The 23,577-nt window shown below is 71.0% G+C and carries 25 protein-coding genes; 13 read left to right on the top strand and 12 right to left on the bottom strand.

Features of this window, described 5'->3' with window-relative positions; genetic code table 11:
- Positions 1 to 91: 91 nt before the first annotated feature.
- Entirely contained in the window at positions 92 to 943 is an 852-nt protein-coding gene (locus ACIQI8_RS20290) for a tetratricopeptide repeat protein (RefSeq protein WP_402352176.1), read from the bottom strand.
- Positions 944 to 972: 29 nt separating this feature from the next.
- The gene (locus tag ACIQI8_RS20285) at positions 973 to 1,995 is read right to left on the bottom strand and encodes a GNAT family N-acetyltransferase (RefSeq protein WP_402354036.1); all 1,023 of its coding nucleotides are present in this window, start codon (positions 1,993 to 1,995) and stop codon (positions 973 to 975) included.
- Positions 1,996 to 2,135: 140 nt separating this feature from the next.
- Between ACIQI8_RS20285 and fdxA the strand changes: the two genes are divergently transcribed.
- Positions 2,136 to 2,462 carry a ferredoxin gene (fdxA, locus tag ACIQI8_RS20280; protein ID WP_402352173.1) on the top strand — a complete coding sequence of 109 codons (327 nt, stop codon included), beginning with the start codon at positions 2,136 to 2,138 and terminating at the stop codon, positions 2,460 to 2,462.
- Positions 2,463 to 2,576: 114 nt separating this feature from the next.
- Complete coding sequence (locus ACIQI8_RS20275; protein WP_402352170.1) at positions 2,577 to 3,671, top strand: bifunctional succinyldiaminopimelate transaminase/glutamate-prephenate aminotransferase; 1,095 nt, start codon at positions 2,577 to 2,579, stop codon at positions 3,669 to 3,671.
- 102 nt (positions 3,672 to 3,773) lie between these two features.
- On the opposite strand, the gene ACIQI8_RS20270 is transcribed toward ACIQI8_RS20275, so the two are convergent.
- On the bottom strand, positions 3,774 to 4,229 hold the full coding sequence (locus ACIQI8_RS20270; RefSeq protein WP_402352167.1) for an ATP-binding protein: 456 nt from the start codon (positions 4,227 to 4,229) through the stop codon (positions 3,774 to 3,776).
- A 277-nt stretch (positions 4,230 to 4,506) separates the two neighbouring features.
- On the bottom strand, positions 4,507 to 5,493 hold the full coding sequence (locus ACIQI8_RS20265) for a heavy metal transporter (protein ID WP_402352164.1): 987 nt from the start codon (positions 5,491 to 5,493) through the stop codon (positions 4,507 to 4,509).
- Between the two features lie 83 nt (positions 5,494 to 5,576).
- Between ACIQI8_RS20265 and dapE the strand changes: the two genes are divergently transcribed.
- Positions 5,577 to 6,656, top strand: a complete 1,080-nt coding sequence (dapE, locus tag ACIQI8_RS20260; RefSeq protein ID WP_402352161.1) for a succinyl-diaminopimelate desuccinylase — start codon at positions 5,577 to 5,579, stop codon at positions 6,654 to 6,656.
- 123 nt (positions 6,657 to 6,779) lie between these two features.
- Positions 6,780 to 7,538 (top strand): TIGR00730 family Rossman fold protein, encoded by a 759-nt coding sequence (locus ACIQI8_RS20255; RefSeq protein WP_402352158.1) that lies wholly within the window; start codon positions 6,780 to 6,782, stop codon positions 7,536 to 7,538.
- Positions 7,539 to 7,660: 122 nt separating this feature from the next.
- On the opposite strand, the gene folP is transcribed toward ACIQI8_RS20255, so the two are convergent.
- Entirely contained in the window at positions 7,661 to 8,521 is an 861-nt protein-coding gene (gene folP / locus ACIQI8_RS20250; RefSeq protein ID WP_402352155.1) for a dihydropteroate synthase, read from the bottom strand.
- Positions 8,522 to 8,652: 131 nt separating this feature from the next.
- Here folP and ACIQI8_RS20245 point away from each other — a divergent pair, with 131 nt between their 5' ends.
- Together ACIQI8_RS20245 and ACIQI8_RS20240 are read left to right on the top strand one after the other, a co-directional pair.
- Complete coding sequence (locus tag ACIQI8_RS20245; RefSeq protein ID WP_402354033.1) at positions 8,653 to 9,021, top strand: DivIVA domain-containing protein; 369 nt, start codon at positions 8,653 to 8,655, stop codon at positions 9,019 to 9,021.
- Positions 9,018 to 9,605, top strand: a complete 588-nt coding sequence (locus ACIQI8_RS20240) for a DNA-3-methyladenine glycosylase I (protein ID WP_402352152.1) — start codon at positions 9,018 to 9,020, stop codon at positions 9,603 to 9,605. The genes ACIQI8_RS20245 and ACIQI8_RS20240 overlap by 4 nt, the downstream gene beginning before the upstream one ends.
- Before the next feature lie 142 nt (positions 9,606 to 9,747).
- Here the strand turns inward: ACIQI8_RS20240 and ACIQI8_RS20235 are convergent, their stop codons facing one another.
- Positions 9,748 to 10,551 (bottom strand): enoyl-CoA hydratase/isomerase family protein, encoded by an 804-nt coding sequence (locus ACIQI8_RS20235; RefSeq protein ID WP_402352150.1) that lies wholly within the window; start codon positions 10,549 to 10,551, stop codon positions 9,748 to 9,750.
- A gap of 383 nt (positions 10,552 to 10,934) precedes the next feature.
- On the opposite strand from ACIQI8_RS20235, the gene ACIQI8_RS20230 reads away from it, so the two are divergent.
- Positions 10,935 to 11,102, top strand: coding sequence for a DUF3117 domain-containing protein (locus ACIQI8_RS20230; RefSeq protein ID WP_003966491.1), 168 nt, complete (start codon positions 10,935 to 10,937; stop codon positions 11,100 to 11,102).
- A 124-nt stretch (positions 11,103 to 11,226) separates the two neighbouring features.
- Here ACIQI8_RS20230 and ACIQI8_RS20225 read toward each other — a convergent pair whose 3' ends face one another.
- Positions 11,227 to 11,859 (bottom strand): O-methyltransferase, encoded by a 633-nt coding sequence (locus ACIQI8_RS20225; protein ID WP_123997922.1) that lies wholly within the window; start codon positions 11,857 to 11,859, stop codon positions 11,227 to 11,229.
- A 313-nt stretch (positions 11,860 to 12,172) separates the two neighbouring features.
- Between ACIQI8_RS20225 and sigE the strand changes: the two genes are divergently transcribed.
- The 5 genes from sigE (at position 12,173) to ACIQI8_RS20200 (ending at position 17,238) form a co-directional block, all read left to right on the top strand.
- Positions 12,173 to 12,880, top strand: coding sequence for an RNA polymerase sigma factor SigE (gene sigE, locus ACIQI8_RS20220; RefSeq protein WP_401714395.1), 708 nt, complete (start codon positions 12,173 to 12,175; stop codon positions 12,878 to 12,880).
- A complete protein-coding gene (locus tag ACIQI8_RS20215; RefSeq protein WP_402352147.1) occupies positions 12,877 to 13,926 on the top strand; it encodes an anti-sigma factor family protein in 1,050 nt (349 codons plus the stop codon). Before sigE ends, ACIQI8_RS20215 begins: the two co-directional genes overlap by 4 nt.
- A gap of 135 nt (positions 13,927 to 14,061) precedes the next feature.
- Positions 14,062 to 15,675, top strand: a complete 1,614-nt coding sequence (locus tag ACIQI8_RS20210) for a trypsin-like peptidase domain-containing protein (protein ID WP_402352145.1) — start codon at positions 14,062 to 14,064, stop codon at positions 15,673 to 15,675.
- 204 nt (positions 15,676 to 15,879) lie between these two features.
- Positions 15,880 to 16,329: a sec-independent translocase gene (locus ACIQI8_RS20205; RefSeq protein ID WP_402352142.1), complete on the top strand. Its 450-nt coding sequence runs from the start codon at positions 15,880 to 15,882 to the stop codon at positions 16,327 to 16,329.
- Between the two features lie 237 nt (positions 16,330 to 16,566).
- Entirely contained in the window at positions 16,567 to 17,238 is a 672-nt protein-coding gene (locus ACIQI8_RS20200) for a hypothetical protein (protein WP_402352139.1), read from the top strand.
- Between the two features lie 58 nt (positions 17,239 to 17,296).
- Here the strand turns inward: ACIQI8_RS20200 and ACIQI8_RS20195 are convergent, their stop codons facing one another.
- Genes ACIQI8_RS20195 through ACIQI8_RS20185 form a run of 3 tightly spaced genes read right to left on the bottom strand, consistent with a single transcriptional unit; the run spans position 17,297 to position 20,418 of the window.
- Positions 17,297 to 18,430 (bottom strand): Mrp/NBP35 family ATP-binding protein, encoded by a 1,134-nt coding sequence (locus ACIQI8_RS20195; protein WP_402352136.1) that lies wholly within the window; start codon positions 18,428 to 18,430, stop codon positions 17,297 to 17,299.
- A gap of 43 nt (positions 18,431 to 18,473) precedes the next feature.
- Positions 18,474 to 19,055 carry a DUF1003 domain-containing protein gene (locus ACIQI8_RS20190; protein WP_402352133.1) on the bottom strand — a complete coding sequence of 194 codons (582 nt, stop codon included), beginning with the start codon at positions 19,053 to 19,055 and terminating at the stop codon, positions 18,474 to 18,476.
- Positions 19,048 to 20,418 carry a magnesium transporter MgtE N-terminal domain-containing protein gene (locus tag ACIQI8_RS20185; protein ID WP_402352130.1) on the bottom strand — a complete coding sequence of 457 codons (1,371 nt, stop codon included), beginning with the start codon at positions 20,416 to 20,418 and terminating at the stop codon, positions 19,048 to 19,050. Before ACIQI8_RS20185 ends, ACIQI8_RS20190 begins: the two co-directional genes overlap by 8 nt.
- A 223-nt stretch (positions 20,419 to 20,641) precedes the next feature.
- On the opposite strand from ACIQI8_RS20185, the gene ACIQI8_RS20180 reads away from it, so the two are divergent.
- Entirely contained in the window at positions 20,642 to 21,385 is a 744-nt protein-coding gene (locus ACIQI8_RS20180) for a hypothetical protein (RefSeq protein WP_402352127.1), read from the top strand.
- 47 nt (positions 21,386 to 21,432) lie between these two features.
- On the opposite strand, the gene ACIQI8_RS20175 is transcribed toward ACIQI8_RS20180, so the two are convergent.
- Both ACIQI8_RS20175 and ACIQI8_RS20170 read right to left on the bottom strand, forming a co-directional pair.
- Positions 21,433 to 21,945 carry a hypothetical protein gene (locus tag ACIQI8_RS20175; RefSeq protein ID WP_402354029.1) on the bottom strand — a complete coding sequence of 171 codons (513 nt, stop codon included), beginning with the start codon at positions 21,943 to 21,945 and terminating at the stop codon, positions 21,433 to 21,435.
- A 49-nt stretch (positions 21,946 to 21,994) separates the two neighbouring features.
- Positions 21,995 to 23,110, bottom strand: coding sequence for a magnesium and cobalt transport protein CorA (locus ACIQI8_RS20170; RefSeq protein ID WP_402352124.1), 1,116 nt, complete (start codon positions 23,108 to 23,110; stop codon positions 21,995 to 21,997).
- Between the last annotated feature and the right edge of the window lie 467 nt (positions 23,111 to 23,577).

Below are 23,577 nucleotides of genomic sequence, written 5' to 3'. Positions count from 1 at the left end.
ATCGATTTGCGGCTCCGCCGCGTGGGCGCGACCAGCCACAACGCACCCGCACACGCCCAACTCGAAGTACCCCTACGGCGATTCGGCGAACTCAGTTGAGCAACGCCCGAGCAGCCCGAGCCTGCCCCCGCACCCTCTCCGCAGCCGGCTCATCAACGGCCGCCACAACATCGGCATACGCCTCCAGTTCGGCCGCCCCGCCGAGGAACTCCCCCCGTTGAACGAGGAGTTGTGCCCGCTCATACCGCAACCGCGCAGGATGCGAAGGCAACAGCAACGAGAGATCGACCGCCCACAGCGCCACATCCGACCGCTCGGGCCGAGCCACCGCCCACGCCCGAACGTTGTTGAGAATCCGCAACACCACCTCCAACGGATCCGCCGGCGTCAACATCGACGCGTCCAGCGGAGCCCCCGTCGCCCCCGCGACCAACAACTCCGCGTCGCCCCCACCAAGCACCCGACCCCCGGCGAACGGATCCGCGAGCACCTGCTGCTCGGGCGGCCCGAACCCGACGACGAAGTGCCCGGGCAGCGCCACCCCGTACACCGGCGCCCCCGCCCTCCGCGCGACCTCCATCCACACCACCGACAGCAGGATCGGCAACCCGCGCCGCCGCCGCAGCACCTCGTGCAGCAGGGACGACTCGAGCCGCTGGTAGTCGACGGGGAACCCGCGGAACCCCTCCTGAACGCCCAGCAGATGATGCAACGCGGTCGCCCAGGACAACGGCCCACCGGGCCGGAACGGCAACTGCCCGGCCAGCCGGTCGAGTTCCATCTGCGCGGCATCCAGCCCGGGCTCCTCCAGCGTGCCGTCCGCCGCCGCACCGACCAGCAGGCACAGCGCGGACAGATCGGGCCGCTCGGAGCGGGCCTCTTCGGCGAACCGCCGCCGCACCTCGGCGGCCCGCTCGGGCGGTGGGGGAGTGGGGTGACGCATAGCAGGCTCGTGCCCTTTCCCGGCGATCGCTACCGGCCGTCGCCGACAGTCGCGTCGCCGCCGTCCGCCGGCTCCCGATAGTGGTGGTACGCGTGATGCGCCCCGAACCCCATCCCGGCGTACAGCGCGCGCGCCCCCACGTTGTCGGCCTCGACCTGCAGCCACGCGGCCGAGGCCCCTTCCTCCAGCGCCCGCCGGGCCAACGCGGCCATCACCACGGTCCCCAGCCCCCGCCGCCGCATCGACGGATCGACCTCGACCGCGGCGAACGAAGCCCATCGCCCGTCCACCACGCACCGCCCGATGGCAGCGGGCGACTCCTCACCGGGAACCGTCGCGAACCACACGGACGGCCCGCTGCCCAGCACCTTCAAGGCCACCTCGCTCACCCCCTTGCGCTGATACCGCGACAGCCACGCCTCGTCGGCCTCCCGGGAGAGCACGACACCCCCACCCTCGGCCCGGTCCGCGACCGGCGCGAGCGCCCCGATCCACAGCTCGGCGCTCACCTCACGCACCCAGCCCCGCCGCTCCAACTCCGCGCACAGCGCCTCCTGCGTGCCCTCGGCCCCGGTCGCGGTCTGGATGTACGCCGGCAGCCCCCGGTCGCCGTACCACCGTCGTACGACATCCAGCGCCTCGTCGAGCGGCACGCCCGGATCGCCCAGCGGAAGCACGGAGTTCGCGCGCCGGGTGAATCCGCTCGCGGCCCGCAGCTCCCAGTCGCCGAGCCGCTCGCTCTCCACCGGCCGCCACGCGCGCGAGGAGACGTGCGCGAGTTCCTCGTACGAGGCGGCGGGGCCCCGGCGACGGGCCGGCGCGGTCGGCACCACCTTGCCCGCGACCAGCGAGGATTCCGCGATGTGGACGCTCTCGCCGCTCTTGCGTGTGATCAGCAGCACACCGTCGTCCCATGATGTGAGAACACCCACCGTGTCGGTGAACTTCTCCTGGGTTGTCCCAGGTTCGTTCAACCGCCGTACGGATACTCGTTTCCCCACGTCAGCTGCGGTGATACGGACCTCAAGCCGTCCGGCGGCCGAGATTTCCACAGGTCTGTCCACCCCTCCTGTTCGGATCATGCCCCGGAACGGAGATACTAGGGGCGGGCATCGACGACGCCGCGCTCCCGCGCGCCAGGCGGCGGAGCCTGAGGAGGCCCGCCGGCGCCCTATCGAGGAGGAACGACAGCGTGACCTACGTCATCGCGCAGCCTTGTGTCGACGTCAAGGACAAGGCGTGCATCGAGGAGTGCCCGGTCGACTGCATCTACGAGGGCCAGCGGTCCTTGTACATCCACCCGGACGAATGCGTCGACTGTGGAGCCTGTGAGCCGGTGTGCCCGGTCGAGGCGATCTTCTACGAGGACGACACTCCCGAGGAGTGGAAGGACTACTACAAGGCGAACGTCGAGTTCTTCGACGAGCTCGGGTCCCCGGGCGGCGCCAGCAAGCTGGGTCTGATCGAGCGCGACCACCCCTTCATCGCCGCGCTGCCCCCGCAGGCCGAGGCCGAGTAGCCGCCGCCCGCGGGCCGCACATCGCGTCGCCTCGGTCCCGTACGGCCTGATCCCCGGATCGCGGCCGTACGGGGCCGAGGCGTTTGCCGTACCGAAGAAAGTGAGCGAGTAACCGTGTCCGCAGTCTCCGACCGCCTGCCCACCTTCCCCTGGGACAAGCTGGAGCCGTACAAGAAGACGGCCGCGGCGCACCCCGGCGGCATCGTCGACCTGTCCGTCGGCACCCCGGTCGATCCGGTCCCCGACCTGATCCAGAAGGCGCTCGTCGACGCGGCCGACTCGCCCGGCTATCCGACGGTCTGGGGCACCCCGGCGCTGCGGGACGCGATCACCGGCTGGGTCGAGCGGCGCCTGGGCGCCCGGGACGTCACCCACCGGCACGTCCTGCCGATCGTCGGCTCCAAGGAACTCGTCGCCTGGCTCCCCACGCAGCTGGGTCTCGGCCCCGGCGACCGGGTCGCGTACCCGCGCCTGGCCTACCCGACCTACGAGGTGGGCGCCCGCCTGGCCCGCGCCGAGTACGAGGTCTACGACGACCCGACCACCCTCGACCCCGACGGGCTGAAGCTCCTCTGGCTCAACTCGCCCTCCAACCCGACCGGTCGGGTCCTGTCGAAGGACGAGCTGACCCGGATCGTCGCCTGGGCCCGCGAGCACGGCGTCCTGGTCTTCTCCGACGAGTGCTACCTCGAACTGGGCTGGGAGGCCGACCCGGTCTCGGTGCTGCACCCGGACGTCAACGGCGGCTCGTACGACGGCATCGTGGCCGTCCACTCGCTCTCCAAGCGCTCCAACCTCGCCGGGTACCGCGCGGCCTTCCTGGCCGGTGACCCGGCCGTCCTGGGCCCGCTCCTGGAGATCCGCAAGCACGGCGGCATGATGACCTCCGCGCCGACCCAGGCCGCCGTGGTCGCGGCCCTCGGCGACGACGGCCATGTGCGCGAGCAGCGGGAGCGGTACCTCGCCCGGCGCACGGCCCTGCGCGAGGCGCTGGTCGGGCACGGCTTCCGGATCGAGCACAGCGAGGCCAGCCTCTATCTGTGGGCGACCCGGGGTGAGTCCTGCTGGGACACGGTGGCCCACCTGGCAGGACTGGGCATCCTGGTGGCACCCGGTGACTTCTACGGGACCGCGGGCGACACGTTCGTACGGGTGGCCCTGACGGCGACGGACGAGCGGGTGCGGGCGGCTGTGGAGCGGCTGGCGTAGACGCGTAGACGTACGTACGCGTGCGTGCATGACGACGTGCACGACCACGCGCACGGCGAAGGGGCCCGGGAGGCGATACCGGGCCCCTTCGTACGCGGGTGATCAGCCGCCGAGCGGCAGGCCCTTCAGGGGGAGGGTGTCCGCGGAGGGGAGGCCGCCGCCCTTGGTGAGGGAGTCCGTGGGCAGCCCGCCCTTGGTGGCGGTCTTCGTGGTGTCACCGACGAGGTCCCCGGCGGAGCCCGCAGCCTCTCCCGCGGTCTTCTGCGCGGCCGGCGCGGCCTTCTTGACCGCCTTGCCGCCGGTCTTGCCCGCGGCCGGCACCGCCTTCTTGACGGCCTTGCTGCCGGCCTCGCCCGCGAGCCCGGTGACGTTCTGTGCCGCTCCGTCGACGGTGTTGCCCACGTTCGCCCCGTCCAGGGCGGTCAGGCCGCCGAGGTTGGGGGTGGCGGGCAGCTCGGGGGCCGCGCTCGCGGCGCCGGCCGCACCGACCCCGGCAGCCGCTCCCGCCGCGACGAGCAGCGCGGCACGGGCAATCCGACGGGTCAGGGGGAGGGACATGATGCTCCTTGTGACGGGAGGAAACGTTGCTCGGACGTCGTGACTACCGCTCGAAGCCCCCCGGAGGTTGCGCAGCGACAACGTAAAGAGTTGGCAATGCGTCGCATAATCGGCTGCGGATAAAAACGGGCAAAGAGTGCCTGGTCCGAAAGTCTGCCGAATGCTTACAGCCCTTTGTTCTCAAGGGATTTCGCGGTTTCGGGAGTGACTGCGCGAAAACCTGCGCACACCTCGCCGCGAGGGGCCCGCGGCTGACCCTCGCGGGTGATCACTCGCACTACTGCCCGGTGACGATCGAGACCGCGTTCGCGGCCTGCTTCGCGCTCTCGGCGTCCCGCGTACCCGTCGTACGCCACTTGCTGTCGGTGTTGCCCGCACTCCATTCGCGCCCGCCGTAGGAGACGCGCTCGATGTGCAGCGCGGAGGCGTTGGCCACGGCCCAGTGGGCCAGCTGCCAGCCGCGCTCACGCACGTCGCGGCCCTTGCCGGCGCCGGTGTCCTTGGTCACCGGCAGCGTGACGGTCCGCGAACCCGGCGTCGCGCTCACCGTCGGCGTGGGAGTGGACTTCGTCGAGGCGCCGCTCACCTCGGCGGCGGCCGGCTGCAGCGCGTCGCGCCCGAAGTCCCGTACCAGCGCGGCCCGTACGGCGTCGGGGCCCGCCTCGGTCACGGTGGTGGGGTCCGGGCGGCCCTGGCAGGTCAGCGTGGCCGGCGAGGAGCCGGTGAGGGCGGCGGCCAGCAGCGTCGCGTCCGGCTCGTGCTTGGCGTACGCCTCGGGGAAGCCGCTGCGCTGCACGCGCTGCGCGGCCACGGTCAGCGGCAGCTCGGTGTAGTCGGGCACCTTGGCCAGGTGCTCGTAGAAGATGCCCGCCGCGTACGTCGGGTCCAGGATCTCCTTCTCGGTGCCCCAGCCCTGCGAGGGACGCTGCTGGAACAGGCCGAGTGAATCCCGGTCGCCGTGCTGGATGTTGCGCAAGCCCGACTCCTGGATCGAGGTCGCCAGCGCGATGGCCACGGCCCGCTCGGGCATGCCGCGTCCGGTGCCGACGGCGGCGATCGTCGCCGCGTTCACCGCCTGCTCCGGCGTGAACTCGTACGCCGCTTCACCGCCCTTGCCGGAGACGACCTCGCAACCCGGGCCTCTCCCGCCCGTCTCGTACTGCACGACGAGATATCCCGCCACACCGAGCAGGACTACGAAGGCCGCCGAGATGCGGAGGAAGCGACCACGACGCTTGGGGGAGTGAGGTGACAGCTCTGACACGCGTACAAGGTAGCGGAGGCCGCTGTGGCTGCCGAGCCGGGTGTGGACAGAGGTCCCGGCCTCGGCGCGTTAGGGTCGACGGCATGGCCGACACCCCCCTTGACCTCACGCTGGACGCCGCTCTGTTGACCGCGCAGCTCGTCGACTTCCCCTCGGAGAGCGGCACCGAGAAGCCGCTCGCCGACGCGATCGAGTCCGCCCTGCGCGCGCTTCCGCACCTGACGGTCGACCGGTACGGCAACAACGTGATCGCCCGCACGAACCTGGGCCGCGCGGAGCGCGTCATCCTGGCCGGCCACATCGACACGGTCCCGATCGCCGACAACGTCCCCTCCCGCCTCGACGACGAGGGCGTCCTGTGGGGCTGCGGCACCTGCGACATGAAGTCCGGGGTGGCGGTCCAACTCCGCATCGCGGCCACCGTCCCCGCCCCCAACCGGGACATCTCCTTCATCTTCTACGACAACGAAGAGGTCGCCGCCGAGCTGAACGGCCTGCGCCATGTCGCCGAGGCCCACCCGGACTGGCTGGACGGCGACTTCGCGGTCCTGCTCGAACCGTCGGACGGCGAGGTCGAGGGCGGCTGCCAGGGCACCCTGCGCGTGCTCCTGAAGACGAAGGGCGAGCGGGCCCACTCGGCACGCTCCTGGATGGGCTCGAACGCGATCCACGCCGCCGCCCCGATCCTCGCCCGCCTCGCCTCGTACGAACCCCGCTACCCGGTCATCGACGGCCTGGAGTACCGCGAAGGCCTCAACGCGGTCGGCATCTCCGGCGGGGTCGCCGGGAACGTCATCCCGGACGCGTGCGTGGTGACGGTCAACTTCCGCTACGCGCCCGACCGTACGGAGGAGGAGGCCATCGCGCACGTGCGCGAGGTCTTCGCGGACTGCGGGGTCGAGGAGTTCGTGGTCGACGACCACAGCGGCGGCGCGCTGCCCGGCCTCTCCCACCCGGCCGCGGTCGCCTTCATCGAGGCGGTCGGCGGCGAACCCCGGCCCAAGTACGGATGGACGGACGTGTCCCGCTTCTCCGCGCTCGGCGTCCCGGCGGTCAACTACGGCCCGGGGAACCCGCACTTGGCGCACAAACGGGATGAAAGGGTCGAAACGGCAAAGATCTTGGCGGGTGAGGAGCGGCTGAGGGCATGGCTCTCGGCCTGATCCTCGCCCCGGTCCGGCCGATGGGCGGGGCGCCGCTGCACGGCGGACATGCCGACGTCCCCCGTCCGTAACCGGCGGAGATCTACGCTGAGGTGGAAACACCTGCAAGCGGAGGGAGCGCACATGGCTACCGGGAACCCCGAGGGCAAGCAGCAGCCACCGGAGGAGCAGCGCCTGGGGCCGGTACTCCGGCGGCGCGACCAGGTGACGGCGAGCACGACCGACCAGCGCCTGCTGGACGCGGGCGGCCCCTCGGACTGGGTCCACACCGACCCCTGGCGGGTGCTGCGCATCCAGTCGGAGTTCATCGAGGGCTTCGGCACGCTCGCCGAACTCCCGCCCGCGATCAGCGTGTTCGGCTCGGCGCGGACCAAGGCGGACTCGCCGGAGTACGAGGCGGGCGTACGGCTGGGCCGGGCGCTGGTGGAGGCGGGCTGGGCGGTGATCACCGGCGGCGGCCCCGGCGCGATGGAGGCGGCCAACAAGGGCGCCGGCGAGGCCAAGGGCGTCTCGGTCGGCCTCGGCATCGAGCTGCCCTTCGAGCAGGGGCTCAACCCCTACGTCGACATCGGCCTCAACTTCCGGTACTTCTTCGTCCGCAAGATGATGTTCGTCAAGTACGCCCAGGGCTTCGTGGTCCTCCCCGGCGGCCTCGGCACCCTCGACGAACTCTTCGAGGCCCTCACCCTCGTCCAGACCCAGAAGGTCACCCGCTTCCCGATCGTCCTCTTCGGCAGCGAGTACTGGGGCGGCCTCGTCGACTGGCTCCGCAACACCCTCGTAGCCCAGGGCAAGGCCTCGGAAAAGGACCTCCTCCTGTTCCACGTGACGGACGACGTGGACGAGGCGGTGGCGTTGGTGTCGAAGGAGGCGGGCCGCTAGGCGCGGAGCTTTGACATGCGGGAGGGGCTGATCTGTCAGCCCCTCCGGCGTTTGAGGAGCGGGGTCCGGGGCGGAGCCCCGGAAGGATGGGACGGGTAGGGGCGGCGGGGGCGAGGAAAGTCCTACGCCAACCCCCGTCGCGCAATCGCCGGTGGACGGTGTCCCGCGATCGACGCCACCATGTCCAGCACCTGCCGCGTCTCTGCCACTTCGTGCACCCGGTACACCTGCGCCCCCAACCACGCCGACACCGCCGTTGTCGCGAGCGTCCCCACCACCCGTTCCTTCAACGGCTTGTCCAAGGTCTCGCCGACGAAGTCCTTGTTGGACAGCGACACCAGCACAGGCCACCCGGTCTCGACCATCTCCCCAAGACGCCGAGTCGCCTCCAGGCTGTGCCGCGTGCTCTTGCCGAAGTCGTGCCCCGGGTCGATGAGAATCGACTCCCGCGGCACCCCCAACTCGGCCGCCCGCTCCGCAAGCCCGACCGTCACTCGCAGGATGTCGGCCATGACATCGTCGTACGCCACCCGATGCGGCCGCGTCCGAGGCTCCGCCCCACCCGCGTGCGTGCACACCAGCCCCACCCCGTACCGCGCCGCGACCTCCGCGAGCCGCGCGTCCACGCCACCCCACGCGTCGTTCAGCAGATCCGCCCCGACCTCGCACACGGCCGCCCCGACATCCGCCCGCCAGGTGTCGACGCTGATGACGACATCAGGGAACCGCCGCCGCACCTCCGCCACGAACCCGACGGTCCGCCGCGCCTCCTCCTCGGCCGTCACCTCTTCGCCCGGGCCCGCCTTGACCCCGCCGATGTCGATGATCGCCGCGCCCTCGGCCACGGCCTGCTCCACGCGCGCGAGGGCGGGCTCGTCGAGAAACGTCGCCCCTTGGTCGTAGAAGGAGTCCGGGGTCCGGTTCACGATCGCCATGATCACCGGCTCGTGCGCCTCGAATTCGCGCCTGCCCAGCCTGAGCATCCCCTGTGACCTCTCCTCGTACGAGCCCGTCTTCGGCCGCCTGCGACCCTAACTGTCAGACCCGCATGGCACGATCGGACCCTGACACATTCAGCTTCCGAACATCGAGTTTGGGGACCACAGCGATGGTTATGTTCTTGTTCCTGGTCGTCGCCCTCGCCGTCGTGGTGGCCGCGGTGACGCTGGCCGTGGTGGGCGGGGGCGAGAGTGACGGCCCGCTGCCCGAGGTGGCCCCCGAGCGGCTCCAGGACCCGCTGCCGCCGGACCGCCCCGTCAGCCGCGCGGACGTGGACGACCTCCGCTTCCCCCTCGCCGCCCGCGGCTACCGCATGGCGGACGTCGACGACGCCCTGAACCGCATCGCCGCCGAGCTCGCGGAGCGCGACGCGCGCATCGCCGACCTGGAGTCCGCGCTGGCGGGCGCGCGTGCCGGCGCCCATGTCTCCGGTGCCCACATCTCCATGGAGAAGCCCGCGCACGGCCCGGGGGAGCAGCAGTGAGCGAAGGCACCGCCCTCGCCGGTCCGGACGGCGCACTGCGCTGCCCCTGGGCGCTGTCCACCGAGGACTACGTGGCGTACCACGACGAGGAGTGGGGCCGCCCGGTCCACGGTGACCAGGCCCTCTTCGAGCGGGTCAGCCTGGAGGCCTTCCAGTCCGGCCTGTCCTGGATCACGATCCTGCGCCGCCGGCAGGGCTTCCGCGCCGCCTTCGCCGACTTCAAGATCGAGGCCGTCGCCGCCTTCACCGACGAGGACCGCGAACGCCTCCTGGCCGACGCGGGCATCATCCGCAATCGCGCCAAGATCGACGCGACCATCGCCAACGCGCGCGTGGTCGCCGACTGGGCCCCGGGCGACCTGGACACCCTCATCTGGTCCCACGCCCCGGACCCCGCCACCCGTCCGGCCCCCAGGACGACGGCGGATGTCCCGGCGGTCACCCCGGAGTCGACGGCCCTGTCGAAGGACCTCAGGAAGCGCGGCCTGCGCTTCGTGGGCCCGACGACGGCGTACGCGCTGATGCAGGCGTGCGGTCTGGTGGACGACCACCTGGCGGACTGCGCGGCCAGAGGCGACCGGTAGGGGCCCCAGGGGTCCGTAGGGGATCCCCGCGGTACTCGACGCGGCCGGCAGAGGCCGCACGGGAGGCTGCGCGAGAGGCCGCGAAAGAGGCCGACACGCCCGGCGGGAACTCCGTGTCGGCCCTGTCCGCCCGGTCCGGGCCCTATCGGCCCAGGTACTTCGGCTTCTCCTTGTTCACGAAGGCCTGCACCGCGATCGCGTGGTCCTCGGATTGCCCGGCCCGCGTCTGCAGCTCGTCCTCCTTGTCCAGGGTCTCCGTCAGGGAGTGGGAGAGCCCGTAGGCCACCGCCTCCTTGATCGCCGCGTACGCCACCGTCGGTCCGACGGCGAGCGCGCGGGCCACCTTCTCGGCCTCGGCCCGCAGCTCGCCGGAGGGAACGACCCGGTTCGCGATGCCCAGCTCGTAGGCGTCCTGGGCGCTGATGCTGCGCGGGAACAGCAGCAGGTCGGCGGCGCGGCCGGGGCCCACCACGCGCGGCAGCGTCCACGAGATCCCGGAGTCGGCGGTCAGCGCCACCCCGGCGAACGAGGTGTTGAAGGCCGCCGTGTCCGCCACCACCCGGTAGTCCGCGGCGAGCGCGAACCCGAGACCGGCACCGGCCGCGACCCCGTTCACCCCCGCCACCACGGGCTTCGGCATCTCCGTCAGCGCCCGCACGATGGGGTTGTAGTGCTCCTTCACCGTGGTCATGGTCTGCCCGGACCCCGTCTCGCGGTCCGACGCCAGCAGCGTGATGTGCTCCTTGAGGTCCTGCCCGACGCAGAACGCCCGGTCGCCGGCGGACGTCAGCAGCACCGCGCGCACGGCCTCGTCGGCCGCCGCGGACTCGACCGCCTCGCGCAGGGCGACCTTCGTCGCGATGTTCAGCGCGTTCATCGCCTCGGGGCGGTTCAGCGTGATCGTCGCGAGTCCGTCGCCCACCTCGTAGAGCACGGTGTCGGCCATGGTGATGTCCCCTCCGGTGTCGCGGCTCGGGCGTACCGTCCGGTACGCCCCTGTCCGAAGGACAGCATGGCGGAGATCACCGCCGAGGGACCGGAGCGGACGTGTGACCTGCGTCAAAGAAATCTGGACGGATTCCGGTCCGCGGAAGTCCGTGCGGCGGCGGAGTATCGCAGTCACATCGCCGAATTGAGTGGTTTTGCTCGCGCGCGTTGCCCAAGCGATGCCGACTGATGTTGGTCATCGGGTCCTGAGATGCGGGATAATGGCCTGGAAGCAATGTGTTCGATGCCGGTGTCGTGCGTCCCAGTCACTCGCTGTGGCCACGCGTGCCCTCCCGGGCCGTCGGCTTTGACGATGAGCTGGTTTCAGGAAGGGGAACGAGCATGGCGGCCATGAAGCCGCGAACGGGCGATGGCCCGCTCGAGGTGACCAAGGAGGGGCGGGGCATCGTCATGCGCGTTCCGCTCGAAGGCGGCGGTCGACTCGTCGTCGAGCTGACCCCTGACGAGGCCGACGCGCTCGGCGACGCCCTCAAGAAGGTCGTCGGCTGACGCGCACGCGACCAGACCCGTCACTGCCCCGGCATCGTCTTCGATGCCGGGGCAGTTTGTCTGCGCCTCTTGGTTCTCCGCCTCTTGCTTCCGCGCCTCTCGCTTCCGCGCTTCTCGCTTCCCGTCAGCGCTTGACCGCGCACAGCAGGCCGTCGCCCACCGGCAGCAGCGACGGCACCAGCTCCTGGCTCTCGCGCACCGCGCGCAGCAGCTCACGCAGCCGCAGGACCTCGGTCGGCTGCGGGCCCGAATCGACCGTGCGGCCGTTGGCGAAGACGCCCTCGAAGACCACCAGACCCCCCGGACGGAGCAGGCGCAACGATTCAGCGAGGTAGTCGAGGAACTCCAGCCGGTCGCCGTCGCAGAAGACGAGGTCGTAGCCGGCGTCCGCGAGCCGGGGCAGTACGTCCAGGGCGCGGCCCGGGATGAAACGGGCCCGGTTGCTCGCGAAACCGGAGGCACGGAAGGCCTGGCGGGCGAAGCTCTGGTGCTCGGGCTCGGGGTCCACGGTGGTCAGCACGCCGTCCGCGCGCATGCCGTGCAGCAGATGGACACCGGAGACGCCGGTGCCGGTGCCGATCTCCGCGACCGCCTTCGCGTCCACGGAGGCGGCCAGCAGACGCAGCGCGGAGCCCGTGCCGGGCGACACCGAGCGCAGCCCCGCCTCACGGGCCCGGTCGCGGGCCCAGCGGAGCACTTCGTCCTCGGCGACGTAGGCGTCGGAGAACGCCCAGCTCGTCTGCCGGTTGCCGGTAATGACCCTCTCCTGTCCCCGTGGTTGCCTGGGCGTGACTGTATCCGCTGGCGTCGGGAACCCGCAGATGGGACCAGGCGTTTAGAGGGAAGGAAGAAGGAGCGGGGGGACACAGTTGGATCACGAAGACGAGCAGGGGGACGGGCAGGGCCTCGCACGACTGCTGACGCGGCCGCCCGAGCCGGACCGGCTCTCATCAAATTCTCGTAAAACCGCTTATCCGGAGCTAACGGGCGAGGTGGCTATGGTAGGGGCTCCACTGGACACCACCAGAGCCGACAGGGGAGGTGCGGCTGCGCCTATGGATCGGGGAGGAGTGCTGCGGCGCTTCCTCGGATCGGCGGGCAGGCCGAAATCCGTGAACGACACCGCTGCTGACCCCAGCCACGCCGCTGACCAGACCCAGACCGCGACTTTCTCCACCGACGCGGACGGGCAGGCGTGGACTCCGCCCACGTGGGAGGAGATCGTCAGCACCCACAGCGGCCGTGTGTACCGGCTCGCGTACCGCCTGACAGGTAACCAGCACGACGCCGAGGATCTCACGCAAGAGGTCTTCGTCCGCGTCTTCCGCTCCCTGTCCACCTACACGCCCGGCACCTTCGAGGGCTGGCTGCACCGCATCACCACCAACCTCTTCCTCGACATGGTCCGCCGCAAGCAGCGCATCCGTTTCGACGCGCTGGGCGAGGACGCGGCCGAGCGGCTGCCCAGCCGAGAGCCCTCGCCCCAGCAGGTCTTCAACGACGCGCACTTCGACGCGGACGTCCAGCAGGCCCTCGACACCCTCGCCCCGGAGTTCCGCGCCGCGGTCGTCCTGTGCGACATCGAAGGACTGTCGTACGAGGAGATCGCCGCGACCCTCGGCGTGAAGCTCGGCACCGTCCGTTCCCGGATCCATCGTGGCCGTTCCCAGCTGCGCAAGGCCCTGGCGCACCGTTCGCCGGAGGCCAGGGCGGCCGAGCGCCGTTCCTCCTTCGTGCCGAGGGTGCCCGCACTGGGGGGAGGGGGCGCGACCGCGTGAGTGGATCACGACCCAGCCCCGCCGAGGGGCGCTTTTCCGAGCAGCACCTGGGAGACCGACTCTCCGCCCTGGTGGACGGAGAGCTCGGTCATGAGTCGCGCGAGCGGGTCCTCGCCCACCTGGCCACCTGCGCCAAGTGCAAGGCCGAGGCCGACGCCCAGCGACGCCTGAAGAACGTGTTCGCGGAGGCGGCACCCCCGCCGCCCTCCGAGAGCTTCCTGGCCCGACTCCAGGGGCTCCCCGGGGGAGGTGACACGGATGGCGGTGGCTCGCCGTTCGGCGGGGGCGGATTCTCCGACGGCTTCGCCGCCCGCCCCACCGCCGGAGCCGGAGCAGGCGCCGGGACCTCCGGGGTCTTCGGACTGAGGCGTGGTGAGCGCTTCGAGTTCGGCTATGTGCCGGCCCGCCCGCACACCTCGTCGGTCAGGCCCGGGCCCGTACCCTTGCCCGCCGCGGCCGACGGTGGTTTCCGTATACACGACGTCAGCCGGCACGAGGCCGACCGCTCCGCCTCGCGGGGGATGCGGTTCGCGTTCGTCGCCGCCGGCGCGGTGTCGCTGGCCGCGATCGCGCTCGGCGGCGTCACCAGCGGCGTCCCGACCGACACCGCCGACGCCCGAGGCGGCACCGGCACGGGCAGCAACGTGACCCCGATGCGCACGCAGGGCACGGGAGCCGCCACGGCGCCCGAGTCCCGGCGCCGTGGCGTGGGTCCCCTGCTCGCCCAGGGCCAGAGCCAGCGCTCGCTCGGCACCCCGGTCGCCCCGACCTCGGTGTCCGCGCCCCTGCTGCCCGGCGTACCGAGCCCCGCGGTCGCCGGACGTGAGGAGACCATGCACACGCTGGCCACGCCCGTGGTGTCCGGTGTCGCCGTCATGTCCCCGCTGATACGCCCGCTCGGCACCACCCCGCCGTTCACCCTGACCTCGTGGTCCACCCCGTCGGAGGTCACGACCCCCGGCAGCCTGCTCGCCGCACCCGTCCCCGACACGACCTCCGCTCCTTCCTCCCCCACCTCCTCCGCCTCTTCGCGCACGGCCCGCTGACCGGCCCCTGCGCCACGGCCCGCGAACCTGGTTGAATCCTGTGAGGGCCGCGCCCTGCGCAGGCAGCCGGACGCGGAGTCGACGAACCGCGACCGCCGACGACGAGCCGTGCCGCGGTCAGCTGTGGGGAGAGCAGTGAACGAGGGGAAGCCGACGAAGGCGAAGTGGTGGAATCGTCCACACCCGCAAGGCCCTTCGGGGGTTGCGGGGGAGGACGGTTCCCCCGACGGCGACTTCGAGTTGGCCCGGCCCGCTTCCGCGGAGGACGACTTCGCGCTGGCGCCGCCCGTGGCGGTGGGCGACGCGGATCCGGTCGGGGGACTGGCCGCCGGCGACGTCGAGTCGCGGCCCCCGCAGGACGGGCCCCCGACGGAGGAGACAGCCCCCATTCCCGCCGCCCTGGTGCCCGAGGACCGCCCCCAACCCCTGCACGACCCCGACCCCTTCAGTACCCCGCCCTACGGCGAACCGGGCCCCTGGGCCCCCGCCCCACCGGTCCGACAACCACTTCCCGCTACGCCCTCCGCTGCCCCCGTTCCCGCCACTCCCGCCACCCCCTGGCAGAACTACGACCCCTGGGCCGCCCCGGCCGCCCCTCTCCAGCAGACCGGCGCCGCAGTCGACGGGGTCGCCTCACGGCGTCGGCGGGTGCGGCGGGCGCTGGTCGGCGGGGCGCTGGCGCTCGCGCTGCTGTCCGGGGGCGTCGGGGGTGCCATCGGGTCGTATCTGGAGCGCAACGGCGGTGTGGGGGGCGTACAGCTGCCGCAGGCCGGCAAGGAGCCGGTCGGGCGGGCCGCCGACAGTGTGGCCGGGATCGCCGCGCGGGCCCTGCCCAGCGTCGTGACCCTGCATGTGACCGGTTCCGAGGAGTCCGGCACCGGCACCGGGTTCGTGCTCGACGACCTCGGACACATCCTGACCAACAACCACGTCGTCGAACCCGCCGGTTCCTCCGGCGAGATATCGGTGACCTTCAACAGCGGGGACACCGCCAAGGCCACCGTCGTGGGCCGGGACAGCGGTTACGACCTCGCCGTGGTGAAGGTCAGCGGCGTGCGCGGACTCAGCCCCCTGCCGCTCGGCAACTCCGACAACGTCCAGGTCGGCGACCCCGTCGTCGCCATCGGTGCCCCCTTCGACCTGGAGGGCACCGTCACCTCCGGCATCATCAGCGCCAAGTCGCGGCCCATCACGGCCGGCGACAGCGTCGACGGCAGCGACGTGTCGTACGTGGACGCCCTGCAGACCGACGCGCCGATCAACCCCGGGAACTCCGGCGGACCGCTGCTCGACTCGCGGGCCCGGGTCATCGGCATCAACTCCGCGATCCGTTCCGCCGACGACGGCTCGGACTCCGGGGGCGGTCAGGCCGGTTCCATCGGGCTCGGCTTCGCGATTCCCGTCAACCAGGCCAAGCGCGTCGCCGAGGAACTGATCAACACCGGCAAGGCGACCCACCCGGTCATCGGCGTCACCCTCGACATGGACTACACCGGCGACGGCGCCCGCGTCGGCACCAAGGGCAGCGGCGGCGCCCCGGCCGTCAACGCGGGCGGCCCCGGCGACAAGGCGGGCATCGAGGCGGGCGATGTCATCACCGAGGTCGACGGTCAGCGCGTGCACTCCGGCGAGGAGCTGATCGTCAAGACCAGGGCCCATCGCCCCGGCGACCGGCTGGAGCTGACCGTGCGGCGCGACGGCAGGGAGCTGACGATCTCGCTGGTGCTCGGATCCTCCGACGGCGACTGATCCCCGGCATCAGCCGATGCCTGACACCGGCTGATCTCCGGCAGCAACTGACAGGAACCTCACACGTGAGGTCACGAGCCACGGTCCACAAGGCAAACAACCGGGAAAACCGGCATGCGGGCGCACTCGGAGCGCTCGGGACAGTACCGGTCGAAGCGGATCGCCGGGTACCGTGGATCCGGCCCGGACCACAAGGAGCATCAGGTGTTCAATGACATAGGACCGCTGGAGCTGGTGACGCTCGTTGTCCTCGCCGTGCTCGTCTTCGGTCCGGACAAGCTCCCCAAGGTCATCCAGGACGTCATGCGGACCGTACGCAAGATCCGCGAGTTCTCGGAGAGCGCCAAGGAGGACATCCGGCAGGAACTCGGCCCGGAGTTCAAGGACTTCGAGCTGGAGGACCTCAACCCCAAGACGTTCATCCGCAAGCAGTTGGACAACGATGAACTGGGGCTCAAGGAGATCCGCAACGGCTTCAACCTGAAGAAGGAGATGGCCGAGGTCACGGACGCGGTGCACAGCCGCGACACCGACAAGTCGGACTCCTCCTCGCCGTCGGGTTCCTCCTCGTCCGGTTCCTCCGGCGGTCGTCTCGACATGACCAAGAAGCCCGAGGAAGACGACCGCCCGCCCTTCGACGCGGACGCCACCTGAGCCGTACGAACACGACTGTTCACCCCCGCCGTACGTGACGCGTTTCATACCCGGGGGGGCCTTCGCGCGCCCTGAACCGGCCCTCTGAGCGACCCACGCGCCGGGCGGTTTCCCGGTTGCCCGCGGCGGGGTGGCTATGCTGCCGAGTTGTTGTGCGGGCCGGCGGCGAACAAGCAACGCCGCCCGAAGGGGGGCGGGCCGCTTCGGTCCGACGAGAGCGAGGAGGCGTCCGGGCACATGGAGACGACGAGTCAGGCGGTCGCACAGGCGCCGGCCGCGGAGGGTGGACAGCAGGTCCCCTTCGCCCGGCGCACGGTCGACGGCTACCTGCAGGCGGCCTTCCCGTGGTACGGCCTCGACGAGGCCTTCACGGGGCCGCGCTGGTTGATGCAGGTGGGTACGGCGGCCGACGGGGCCGTGGAGCACGGGTCGATCGGGCACGGCGACGAGCCCTCGGTGAAGAACGAGTACGCGGTGGGCTCCGCCGGTGAGCCGAAGGAGAAGTTCGCGGTCGTCGTGACCGTCGCCGCGAGTCCGTCCCGCAGGAGCGCCGACGGTACGGGGCTGCTGGAGGCCACGTCGGTCTCCTCGGCGGCCTGGCTCGCGGGGGTGGGGCTGCTGTCCTTCACCTGGCCCGGGCAGATGGACCACTCGCTGCGGGACGACTGGCTGGATCAGCAGACGGAGACGGCGTGGGCCCTGGCGGACGATCTCGCCGGGTCCGACTGGTCGTCCCTGTCCCTGCCGGTGGACGGCGTCCCGACGCCTTTCCACTACCGGGAGTCGGAGTTCGGCTGGGTCCTGGCCGGGTCCACCCAAGCGGGGGTGCACGTGGGGGCCTACGGGCGAGGCATGAGCGCGTACGGGCTCGGCTTCGCGATGATCAAGGACATCTCGGCCTACGCCTAGTCGGGAGTGCGACGATGGGGTGCCCTCCAGCCTGGAGGGCACCCCATCGTCGTACATCTCAGAACTTGTTCTTGGGCGTGATCCCCAGGGACAGTCCCGAAAGGCCCCTCTGCCGGCCCCCGAGCTTGCCCGCGATCGCCTTCAGCGCCGCGCCCGCCGGGGAGTCCGGGTCGGTCAGGACGACCGGTCTGCCCTCGTCGCCGCCCTCGCGGAGGCGGACGTCGATCGGGATGGAGCCGAGGACGGGGACCGAGGCGCCCGTCGTGCGCGTGAGGCCGTCGGCCACCGACTGGCCGCCGCCCGTGCCGAAGACGTCGACCATCTCGCCGCAGTGCGGGCACGGCAGGCCCGCCATGTTCTCGACGACACCGACGATCTTCTGGTGGGTCTGCACGGCGATCGAGCCGGCCCGCTCGGCGACCTCGGCGGCCGCCTGCTGCGGGGTCGTGACGACCAGGATCTCGGCGTTGGGGACCAGTTGGGCGACCGAGATGGCGATGTCGCCGGTGCCCGGCGGGAGGTCGAGGAGCAGGACGTCCAGGTCGCCCCAGTAGACGTCCGCGAGGAACTGCTGCAGCGCGCGGTGCAGCATCGGACCGCGCCACACCACGGGCGCGTTGCCCGGGGTGAACATGCCGATGGAGATGACCTTCACGCCGTTCGCCGACGGCGGCATGATCATGTTCTCGACCTGGGTCGGACGCCCCTCGGCGCCCAGCATGCGCGGCACGGAGTGGCCGTAGATGTCGGCGTCGACGACGCCCACCTTGAGACCGTCGGCCGCCATCGCCGCCGCCAGGTTCACCGTCACCGAGGACTTGCCGACGCCGCCCTTGCCGGACGCCACCGCGTAGACGCGGGTGAGGGAGCCGGGCTGCGCGAAGGGGACCTCGCGCTCGGTCTTGCCACCGCGCAGGGCGGTCGCGAGTTCCTTGCGCTGTTCGTCGCTCATCACGTCGAGGGTCACGTCGACGCGGCTGACACCGTCGACGGCGGCGACCGCATCGGTCACGCGTTGCGTGATCGTCTCCCGCATCGGGCAGCCGGAGACGGTGAGGTACACGGTGACCGCGACCGCTCCGTCCGCGTCGATCTCCACGGACTTGACCATCCCGAGCTCGGTGATGGGCCGGTTGATCTCGGGGTCGTTCACCGTCGCCAGTGCCTGGCGCACCGCGTCTTCGCTAGCCATAGGGTCGATGGTACGGCGCCCACCGGGCCCTTCGGCCAGCCCCTCAGCGGTCGTCTGCGTCACGCCCGGCGGACCGTTCTGCCGGGAATACGACGTGTCCGTCCCGCCGGGCCTCTATCTCCTTGACGAGGTCCTGCAGCTCGGAGCGGATCCAGTCGCGGGTCGCCACCTCGCCGAGACCGATGCGCAGTGCGGCGATCTCGCGGGTCAGGTACTCGGTGTCGGCGATCGACCGCTCGTTCTGCTTGCGGTCCTGTTCGAGGTTGACCCGGTCGCGGTCGTCCTGCCGGTTCTGCGCGAGCAGGATCAGCGGGGCCGCGTAGGAGGCCTGCAAGGACAGCATCAACGTCAGGAAGATGAACGGGTAGTTGTCGAACCGCAGGTCACGCGGCGCGAAGATGTTCCACAGCACCCACGCGATGATGACGACCGTCATCCAGACGATGAAGCGCCCGGTGCCCAGGAAGCGCGCGATGCGCTCCGAGAACCGTCCGAAGGCCTCCGGGTCCCACTCGGGCAGGAGCCGGCGCCGCGTCGGCCGGGGCTGGTCCAGGCGGGCCCGCGCGCGCGTGCTCGCCGTCGCCCCCGCCGGGGTGCGTTCGCGGCCGGTCTCACGCTCAGCCATGCGCCGTCGCCTCCTCCCCTTCGATCGGTTCGTCGCGTCCGTCGCGTCCGTCGCGCTCGTCGGGTTCCCCGGGTTCTTCGGATTCCTCGGATTCCTCGGTCCCGTCGAGGTGGAACTCGGTCTCCCGCCAGTCCTCGGGCAGCATGTGGTCGAGTACGTCGTCCACGGTGACCGCGCCCAGCAGCGACCCGGCCTCGTCCACCACGGGCGCCGCGACCATGTCGTACGTCGCGAAGAACCCGGCGACGACGGGCAGCGCGGCCTTCGGGTCGAGGGTCTGCAGGCTGTCGTCGAGGATCGAGCTGACCAGCGTGTAGGGCGGGTCGCGCAGCAGGCGCTGGAAGTGGACCGTGCCGAGGTACTTGCCGGTCGGGGTGTCGTCGGGCGGGCGGCAGACGTAGACCTGGGCGGCGAGCGCGGGGGAGAGGTCGGCGTTGCGCACGCGCGCGAGGGCGTCGGCGACGGTCGCGTCGGGGCGCAGCACGATCGGCTCGGTCGTCATCAGACCGCCGGCCGTGTGCTCCTCGTACGACATCAGGCGCCGCATGTCGGCCGCGTCGGAGGGCTCCATCAGGTTCAGCAGCCGCTCCTGGTCCTCCGCCGGCAGTTCGCCGAGCAGGTCGGCCGCGTCGTCCGGGTCCATCGCCTCCAGGACGTCGGCGGCGCGCTCCTCCTTGAGCTTGCCGAGGATCTCGATCTGGTCGTCCTCCGGCAGCTCTTCGAGGACGTCGGCGAGCCGGTCGTCGTCGAGGGCGGCGGCGACCTCGGCCCGCCGCTTGGGGGCCAGATGGTGCAGGACGTTGGCGAGGTCGGCCGCGCGCAGCTGCTCGAAGGTGGCCAGGAGGCTCTCGGCGCCCTGTCCGTGCTCCTCAAGGGAGAAGCCGGTGACCGCGGACCACTCCACCGTCAGCGTCTCTCCTCGGGCCCGCCTGAAGGCGCCGCCCTTCTTCCCCTTGCGGACGAAGACGCGGCCGACCTCCCAGTCCCGGCGGGCCGGCAGCTGCTGCACCGACAGATCGAGGACGGTGACCTCCTCGCCGGTCTCGGCGAGCGTGACGCGCCGGTCGAGGAGTTCGCCGAAGACGAGGCGCTCGGTGGGCCGTTGCTCGAAGCGGCGGACGTTGAGCACGCCGGTGGAGATGACCTGGCCGGACTCGATGCCGGTGACCCGGGTCATGGGCAGGAAGATCCGGCGGCGCGTGGTCAGTTCGACAACGAGCCCGAGCACGCGCGGGGGGCGCCGGGCCACGCGCAGCATGACGACGACATCGCGGACACGGCCCACCTGGTCGCCGTTGGGGTCGAAGACGGGGACGCCCGCGAGATGCGAGACGAAGATCCGGGAAGGGGCGCCCGCTGCCATGAACGCGCCTCCTTTTCTTCCTGTTTCCGACGGGTGTTTCCTACGGTTTCCTACGGGTGTTTCGTACGGTGTTCCTTTTCCGAATTGCCCGCTCGGATGGGCTTCAGGCTAGCCCGTCCCGATCGGGTCCGCCCTGGTAGGTGGTCCGGACGGACCGGCTCCGTTCAGTCCGCGCGGCCCCGGTACGCTGCCTCCGTCCCGCGACAGAAAGGCAGCCCCAGCTGTGACCGCGATTGCCCAGGGCCGTACCCGCCGAGCCGCGCTGGTGAGCGCGGTGTGCGCTCTGGTGGTGACGGGGACCGGGTTGCTCACGGGCTGCAGCGAGGATCCGGACGCGGGCACCAACGGGGTCGGCAAGCTGCCCGCCGCCACGATCCAGTCCAAGTCCAAGGCGGCCGCCGACTCCGCCACGGCGGTGCGCCTTGCCGGGAACGTCGTCACCAACGGGCGGACGTACACGCTCGACATGCGGCTGTCGGCCGACGGCGGCACCGGCTCCGTCACCTCGAAGGGCGTTGCCTTCGGGCTGCTGCGCGTCGGTGAGCAGCTGTACCTGAAGGCCGACGCGGCGTTCTGGAACCAGGCCGACGGCGGCTCGGACGCGGGCGCCGCGAGCACGCTCGACGGCAAGTACGTGAAGGTGCCCAAGGGGGATCCCTCCTACCAGAAGTTCAGTGGCTTCACCGAGAAGGACGTCCTCCTCGACGGACTGCTGACCCTGCACGGCACGCTCGCGACGGACGGCCACCACGAGCAGTCGGGCACCCGCACCATCCGCATCACCGGCGACGAGGGCTCCGGCGGCACGCTGGACGTCTCCCTCAAGGGCGAGCCCTATCCCCTCCGCCTCCAACGCGCCGGCGGCGCGGGCACCCTCACCTTCTCGTCCTGGGGCGAACAATTCCCCCTGACCGAACCGAAGGACGACGAGACGGTGGACTACGGCAAGCAGTTGCCGGCGTCGTAGCGGGACCGAACTCGCCCCTGCCGCCGACTGCTTCCGCGCACTGCCCGCTACTTCCGTCGCCGCTTGCGGAACAGCAGCCGGGGCAGCCCCGCCGGAATCGGCTGACGCGTTGTCGCCGGTGAAGACAGCGGCGCCTGCGCCAAGTCCCCCTCGGGCAACGGCGCCACAGACCCCGTAGGAACCAGGCGGAGCACCCGGCACTCGCGCGCCCAGCGCTCCGGCATCGCCTCGCCGTCGGGGGCGTTCAGCCGCTTGCCCTTCAGCTCGGCGACCGTCGCCTGCCACGCCTCGGAGTCCGGAGCGAGTTCGACGACCTTGGCCGACCAGGAGACCAGCCGGCCGCCCTTGTCCTTGCTGCGCACGGTGACCTCGGCGGGGCCGCCGTCGGTCAGCCCCGGCAGCGGCTGCTCGCCCGGACCGTCGCCGACCAGGCAGGCCGCGCCCTCGTGCCAGACGTGCCACAGGGCGCGCGCCGGGACGCCGGGACCGTTGACCCAGACAAGACCGGACTTCTTCGTGGCCTCCTCGACGAGGGCCTGGTCGAGCAGCTCGCTTGGCATCGGCTCCGCGGTCATGGGCGCAGCCTATCCAGCACCGGCCCCGGCACCCTCACAGCCAGCCGTTGCGCTTGAGGGTGCGGTGGATGACCAGACAGACCCCCACGATGAACGTCATCACCATCGGGTACCCGTAGCGCCAGTGCAGCTCGGGCATGTGCTCGAAGTTCATGCCGTACACGCCGCACACCATCGTCGGTACGGCGATGATCGCGGCCCACGCGGTGATCTTCCGCATGTCCTCGTTCTGCGCGACGGACGCCTGCGCGAGGTTGGCCTGGAGGATCGAGTTGAGCAGTTCGTCGAAGCCGATGACCTGTTCCTGGACCCGGGCGAGGTGGTCGGCGACGTCCCGGAAGTACTTCTGGATGTCCGGGTCGACCAGCCGCATCGGCCGCTCGCTCAGCAGCTGCATGGGCCGCAGCAGGGGCGACACCGCGCGCTTGAACTCCAGTACCTCACGCTTGAGTTGGTAGATCCGGGCCGAGTCGACGCCGCGCGAGATACCGCCCCGCCCGGGCGAGAAGACCTCGGTCTCGACCTCGTCGATGTCGTCCTGCACGGCGTCGGCGACCGCGACATAGCCGTCGACGACGTGGTCGGCGATCGAGTGCAGCACGGCCGAGGGGCCCTTCGCGAGCAGCTCGGGGTCGTCCTGCAGCCGGTGCCGCAGCGCGCGCAACGAGCCCTGGCCGCCGTGCCGGACGGTGATGAAAAAGTCCCGTCCGGTGAAGCACATGACCTCGCCGGTCTCGACCACCTCGCTATTGGCGGTGAGTTGGTCGTGCTCGACGTAGTGGATGGTCTTGAAGACGGTGAACAGGGAGTCGTCGTAGCGCTCCAGCTTGGGGCGCTGGTGGGCCTGGACGGCGTCCTCCACGGCCAGCGGGTGCAGCCCGAACTCGCTTGCGATACCGGCGAATTCGGCCTCGGTCGGCTCATGCAGACCGATCCACACGAAGCCCCCGTCGCGGCGCACCTGACGCATCGCCTCGTGCGGGGTGAGCGGCGCCGGCGTCACGACGCGGGTGCCGTCGCGGTAGACGGCGCAGTCGACGACGGCCGAGGGCGTACCGGGGTCGCGGGTGGTGTCGTACGCGCCGGTGTCCTTGCGCAGCGAGGGGCGCGACGGGCGTACTGCGGCACGCAGGTCACGGATCATCGACATGGCAGGCTCCTTCGTGACAGGCAACAAAGGGCGGCGGCGACGGGTGGAACTACCCGGAATGGGGACGTCCTGACTGCGGGTGTGTTTGGCACGTCCACAAAGCGGGGAGCACCGCATCGTCGCGGCAGCGGAGCTTCATTGCTGGATCAGCTACTGCTTCAGATCAGACAGATCACAGGGATCAGGCACAACGGAATGAAGTGCTCTTCCGTGCAAGGACGCGAGTGTGAGAGGCGGCGGTTGCCGGAGTCACAGCAGCTGCATCAGCGGGCGGAAGAACGAGTGGTACTGCACGGTCGACTTCGATCCATGACAGCCCCACCTCCTCCGGCCGGTCCCTCGTAAGGGAGTCTCAATCCCTCGAAAGGGAGTGGTGTCGGCGTCGGGACCTGATCGCGACGCTCAAGCGTGCTGCCCCGAACCACCGGGCAAGACTAGCAGTGACGCGAAGTGTCAAGCCGCCGCTT

The organism is Streptomyces sp. NPDC092369, from assembly GCF_044755245.1.
Classification (GTDB): Bacteria; Actinomycetota; Actinomycetes; order Streptomycetales; family Streptomycetaceae; genus Streptomyces.
The sequence above is the reverse complement of the archived record's forward strand: the minus strand, read 5'-3'. Positions and strand labels throughout refer to the sequence as shown.

What these genes read in the sequence shown, in the direction of transcription:
- ACIQI8_RS20290 (WP_402352176.1), bottom strand. Translation starts at nt 943, where the DNA reads ATGCGTCACCCCACTCCCCCACCGCCCGAGCGGGCCGCCGAGGTGCGG.
- ACIQI8_RS20270 (WP_402352167.1), bottom strand. Translation starts at nt 4,229, where the DNA reads ATGTCCCTCCCCCTGACCCGTCGGATTGCCCGTGCCGCGCTGCTCGTC.
- dapE (WP_402352161.1), top strand. Translation starts at nt 5,577, where the DNA reads ATGGCCGACACCCCCCTTGACCTCACGCTGGACGCCGCTCTGTTGACC.
- ACIQI8_RS20255 (WP_402352158.1), top strand. Translation starts at nt 6,780, where the DNA reads ATGGCTACCGGGAACCCCGAGGGCAAGCAGCAGCCACCGGAGGAGCAG.
- folP (WP_402352155.1), bottom strand. Translation starts at nt 8,521, where the DNA reads ATGCTCAGGCTGGGCAGGCGCGAATTCGAGGCGCACGAGCCGGTGATC.
- ACIQI8_RS20245 (WP_402354033.1), top strand. Translation starts at nt 8,653, where the DNA reads ATGTTCTTGTTCCTGGTCGTCGCCCTCGCCGTCGTGGTGGCCGCGGTG.
- ACIQI8_RS20235 (WP_402352150.1), bottom strand. Translation starts at nt 10,551, where the DNA reads ATGGCCGACACCGTGCTCTACGAGGTGGGCGACGGACTCGCGACGATC.
- ACIQI8_RS20230 (WP_003966491.1), top strand. Translation starts at nt 10,935, where the DNA reads ATGGCGGCCATGAAGCCGCGAACGGGCGATGGCCCGCTCGAGGTGACC.
- ACIQI8_RS20200 (WP_402352139.1), top strand. Translation starts at nt 16,567, where the DNA reads ATGGAGACGACGAGTCAGGCGGTCGCACAGGCGCCGGCCGCGGAGGGT.
- ACIQI8_RS20195 (WP_402352136.1), bottom strand. Translation starts at nt 18,430, where the DNA reads ATGGCTAGCGAAGACGCGGTGCGCCAGGCACTGGCGACGGTGAACGAC.
- ACIQI8_RS20190 (WP_402352133.1), bottom strand. Translation starts at nt 19,055, where the DNA reads ATGGCTGAGCGTGAGACCGGCCGCGAACGCACCCCGGCGGGGGCGACG.
- ACIQI8_RS20185 (WP_402352130.1), bottom strand. Translation starts at nt 20,418, where the DNA reads ATGGCAGCGGGCGCCCCTTCCCGGATCTTCGTCTCGCATCTCGCGGGC.
- ACIQI8_RS20175 (WP_402354029.1), bottom strand. Translation starts at nt 21,945, where the DNA reads ATGCCAAGCGAGCTGCTCGACCAGGCCCTCGTCGAGGAGGCCACGAAG.
- ACIQI8_RS20170 (WP_402352124.1), bottom strand. Translation starts at nt 23,110, where the DNA reads ATGTCGATGATCCGTGACCTGCGTGCCGCAGTACGCCCGTCGCGCCCC.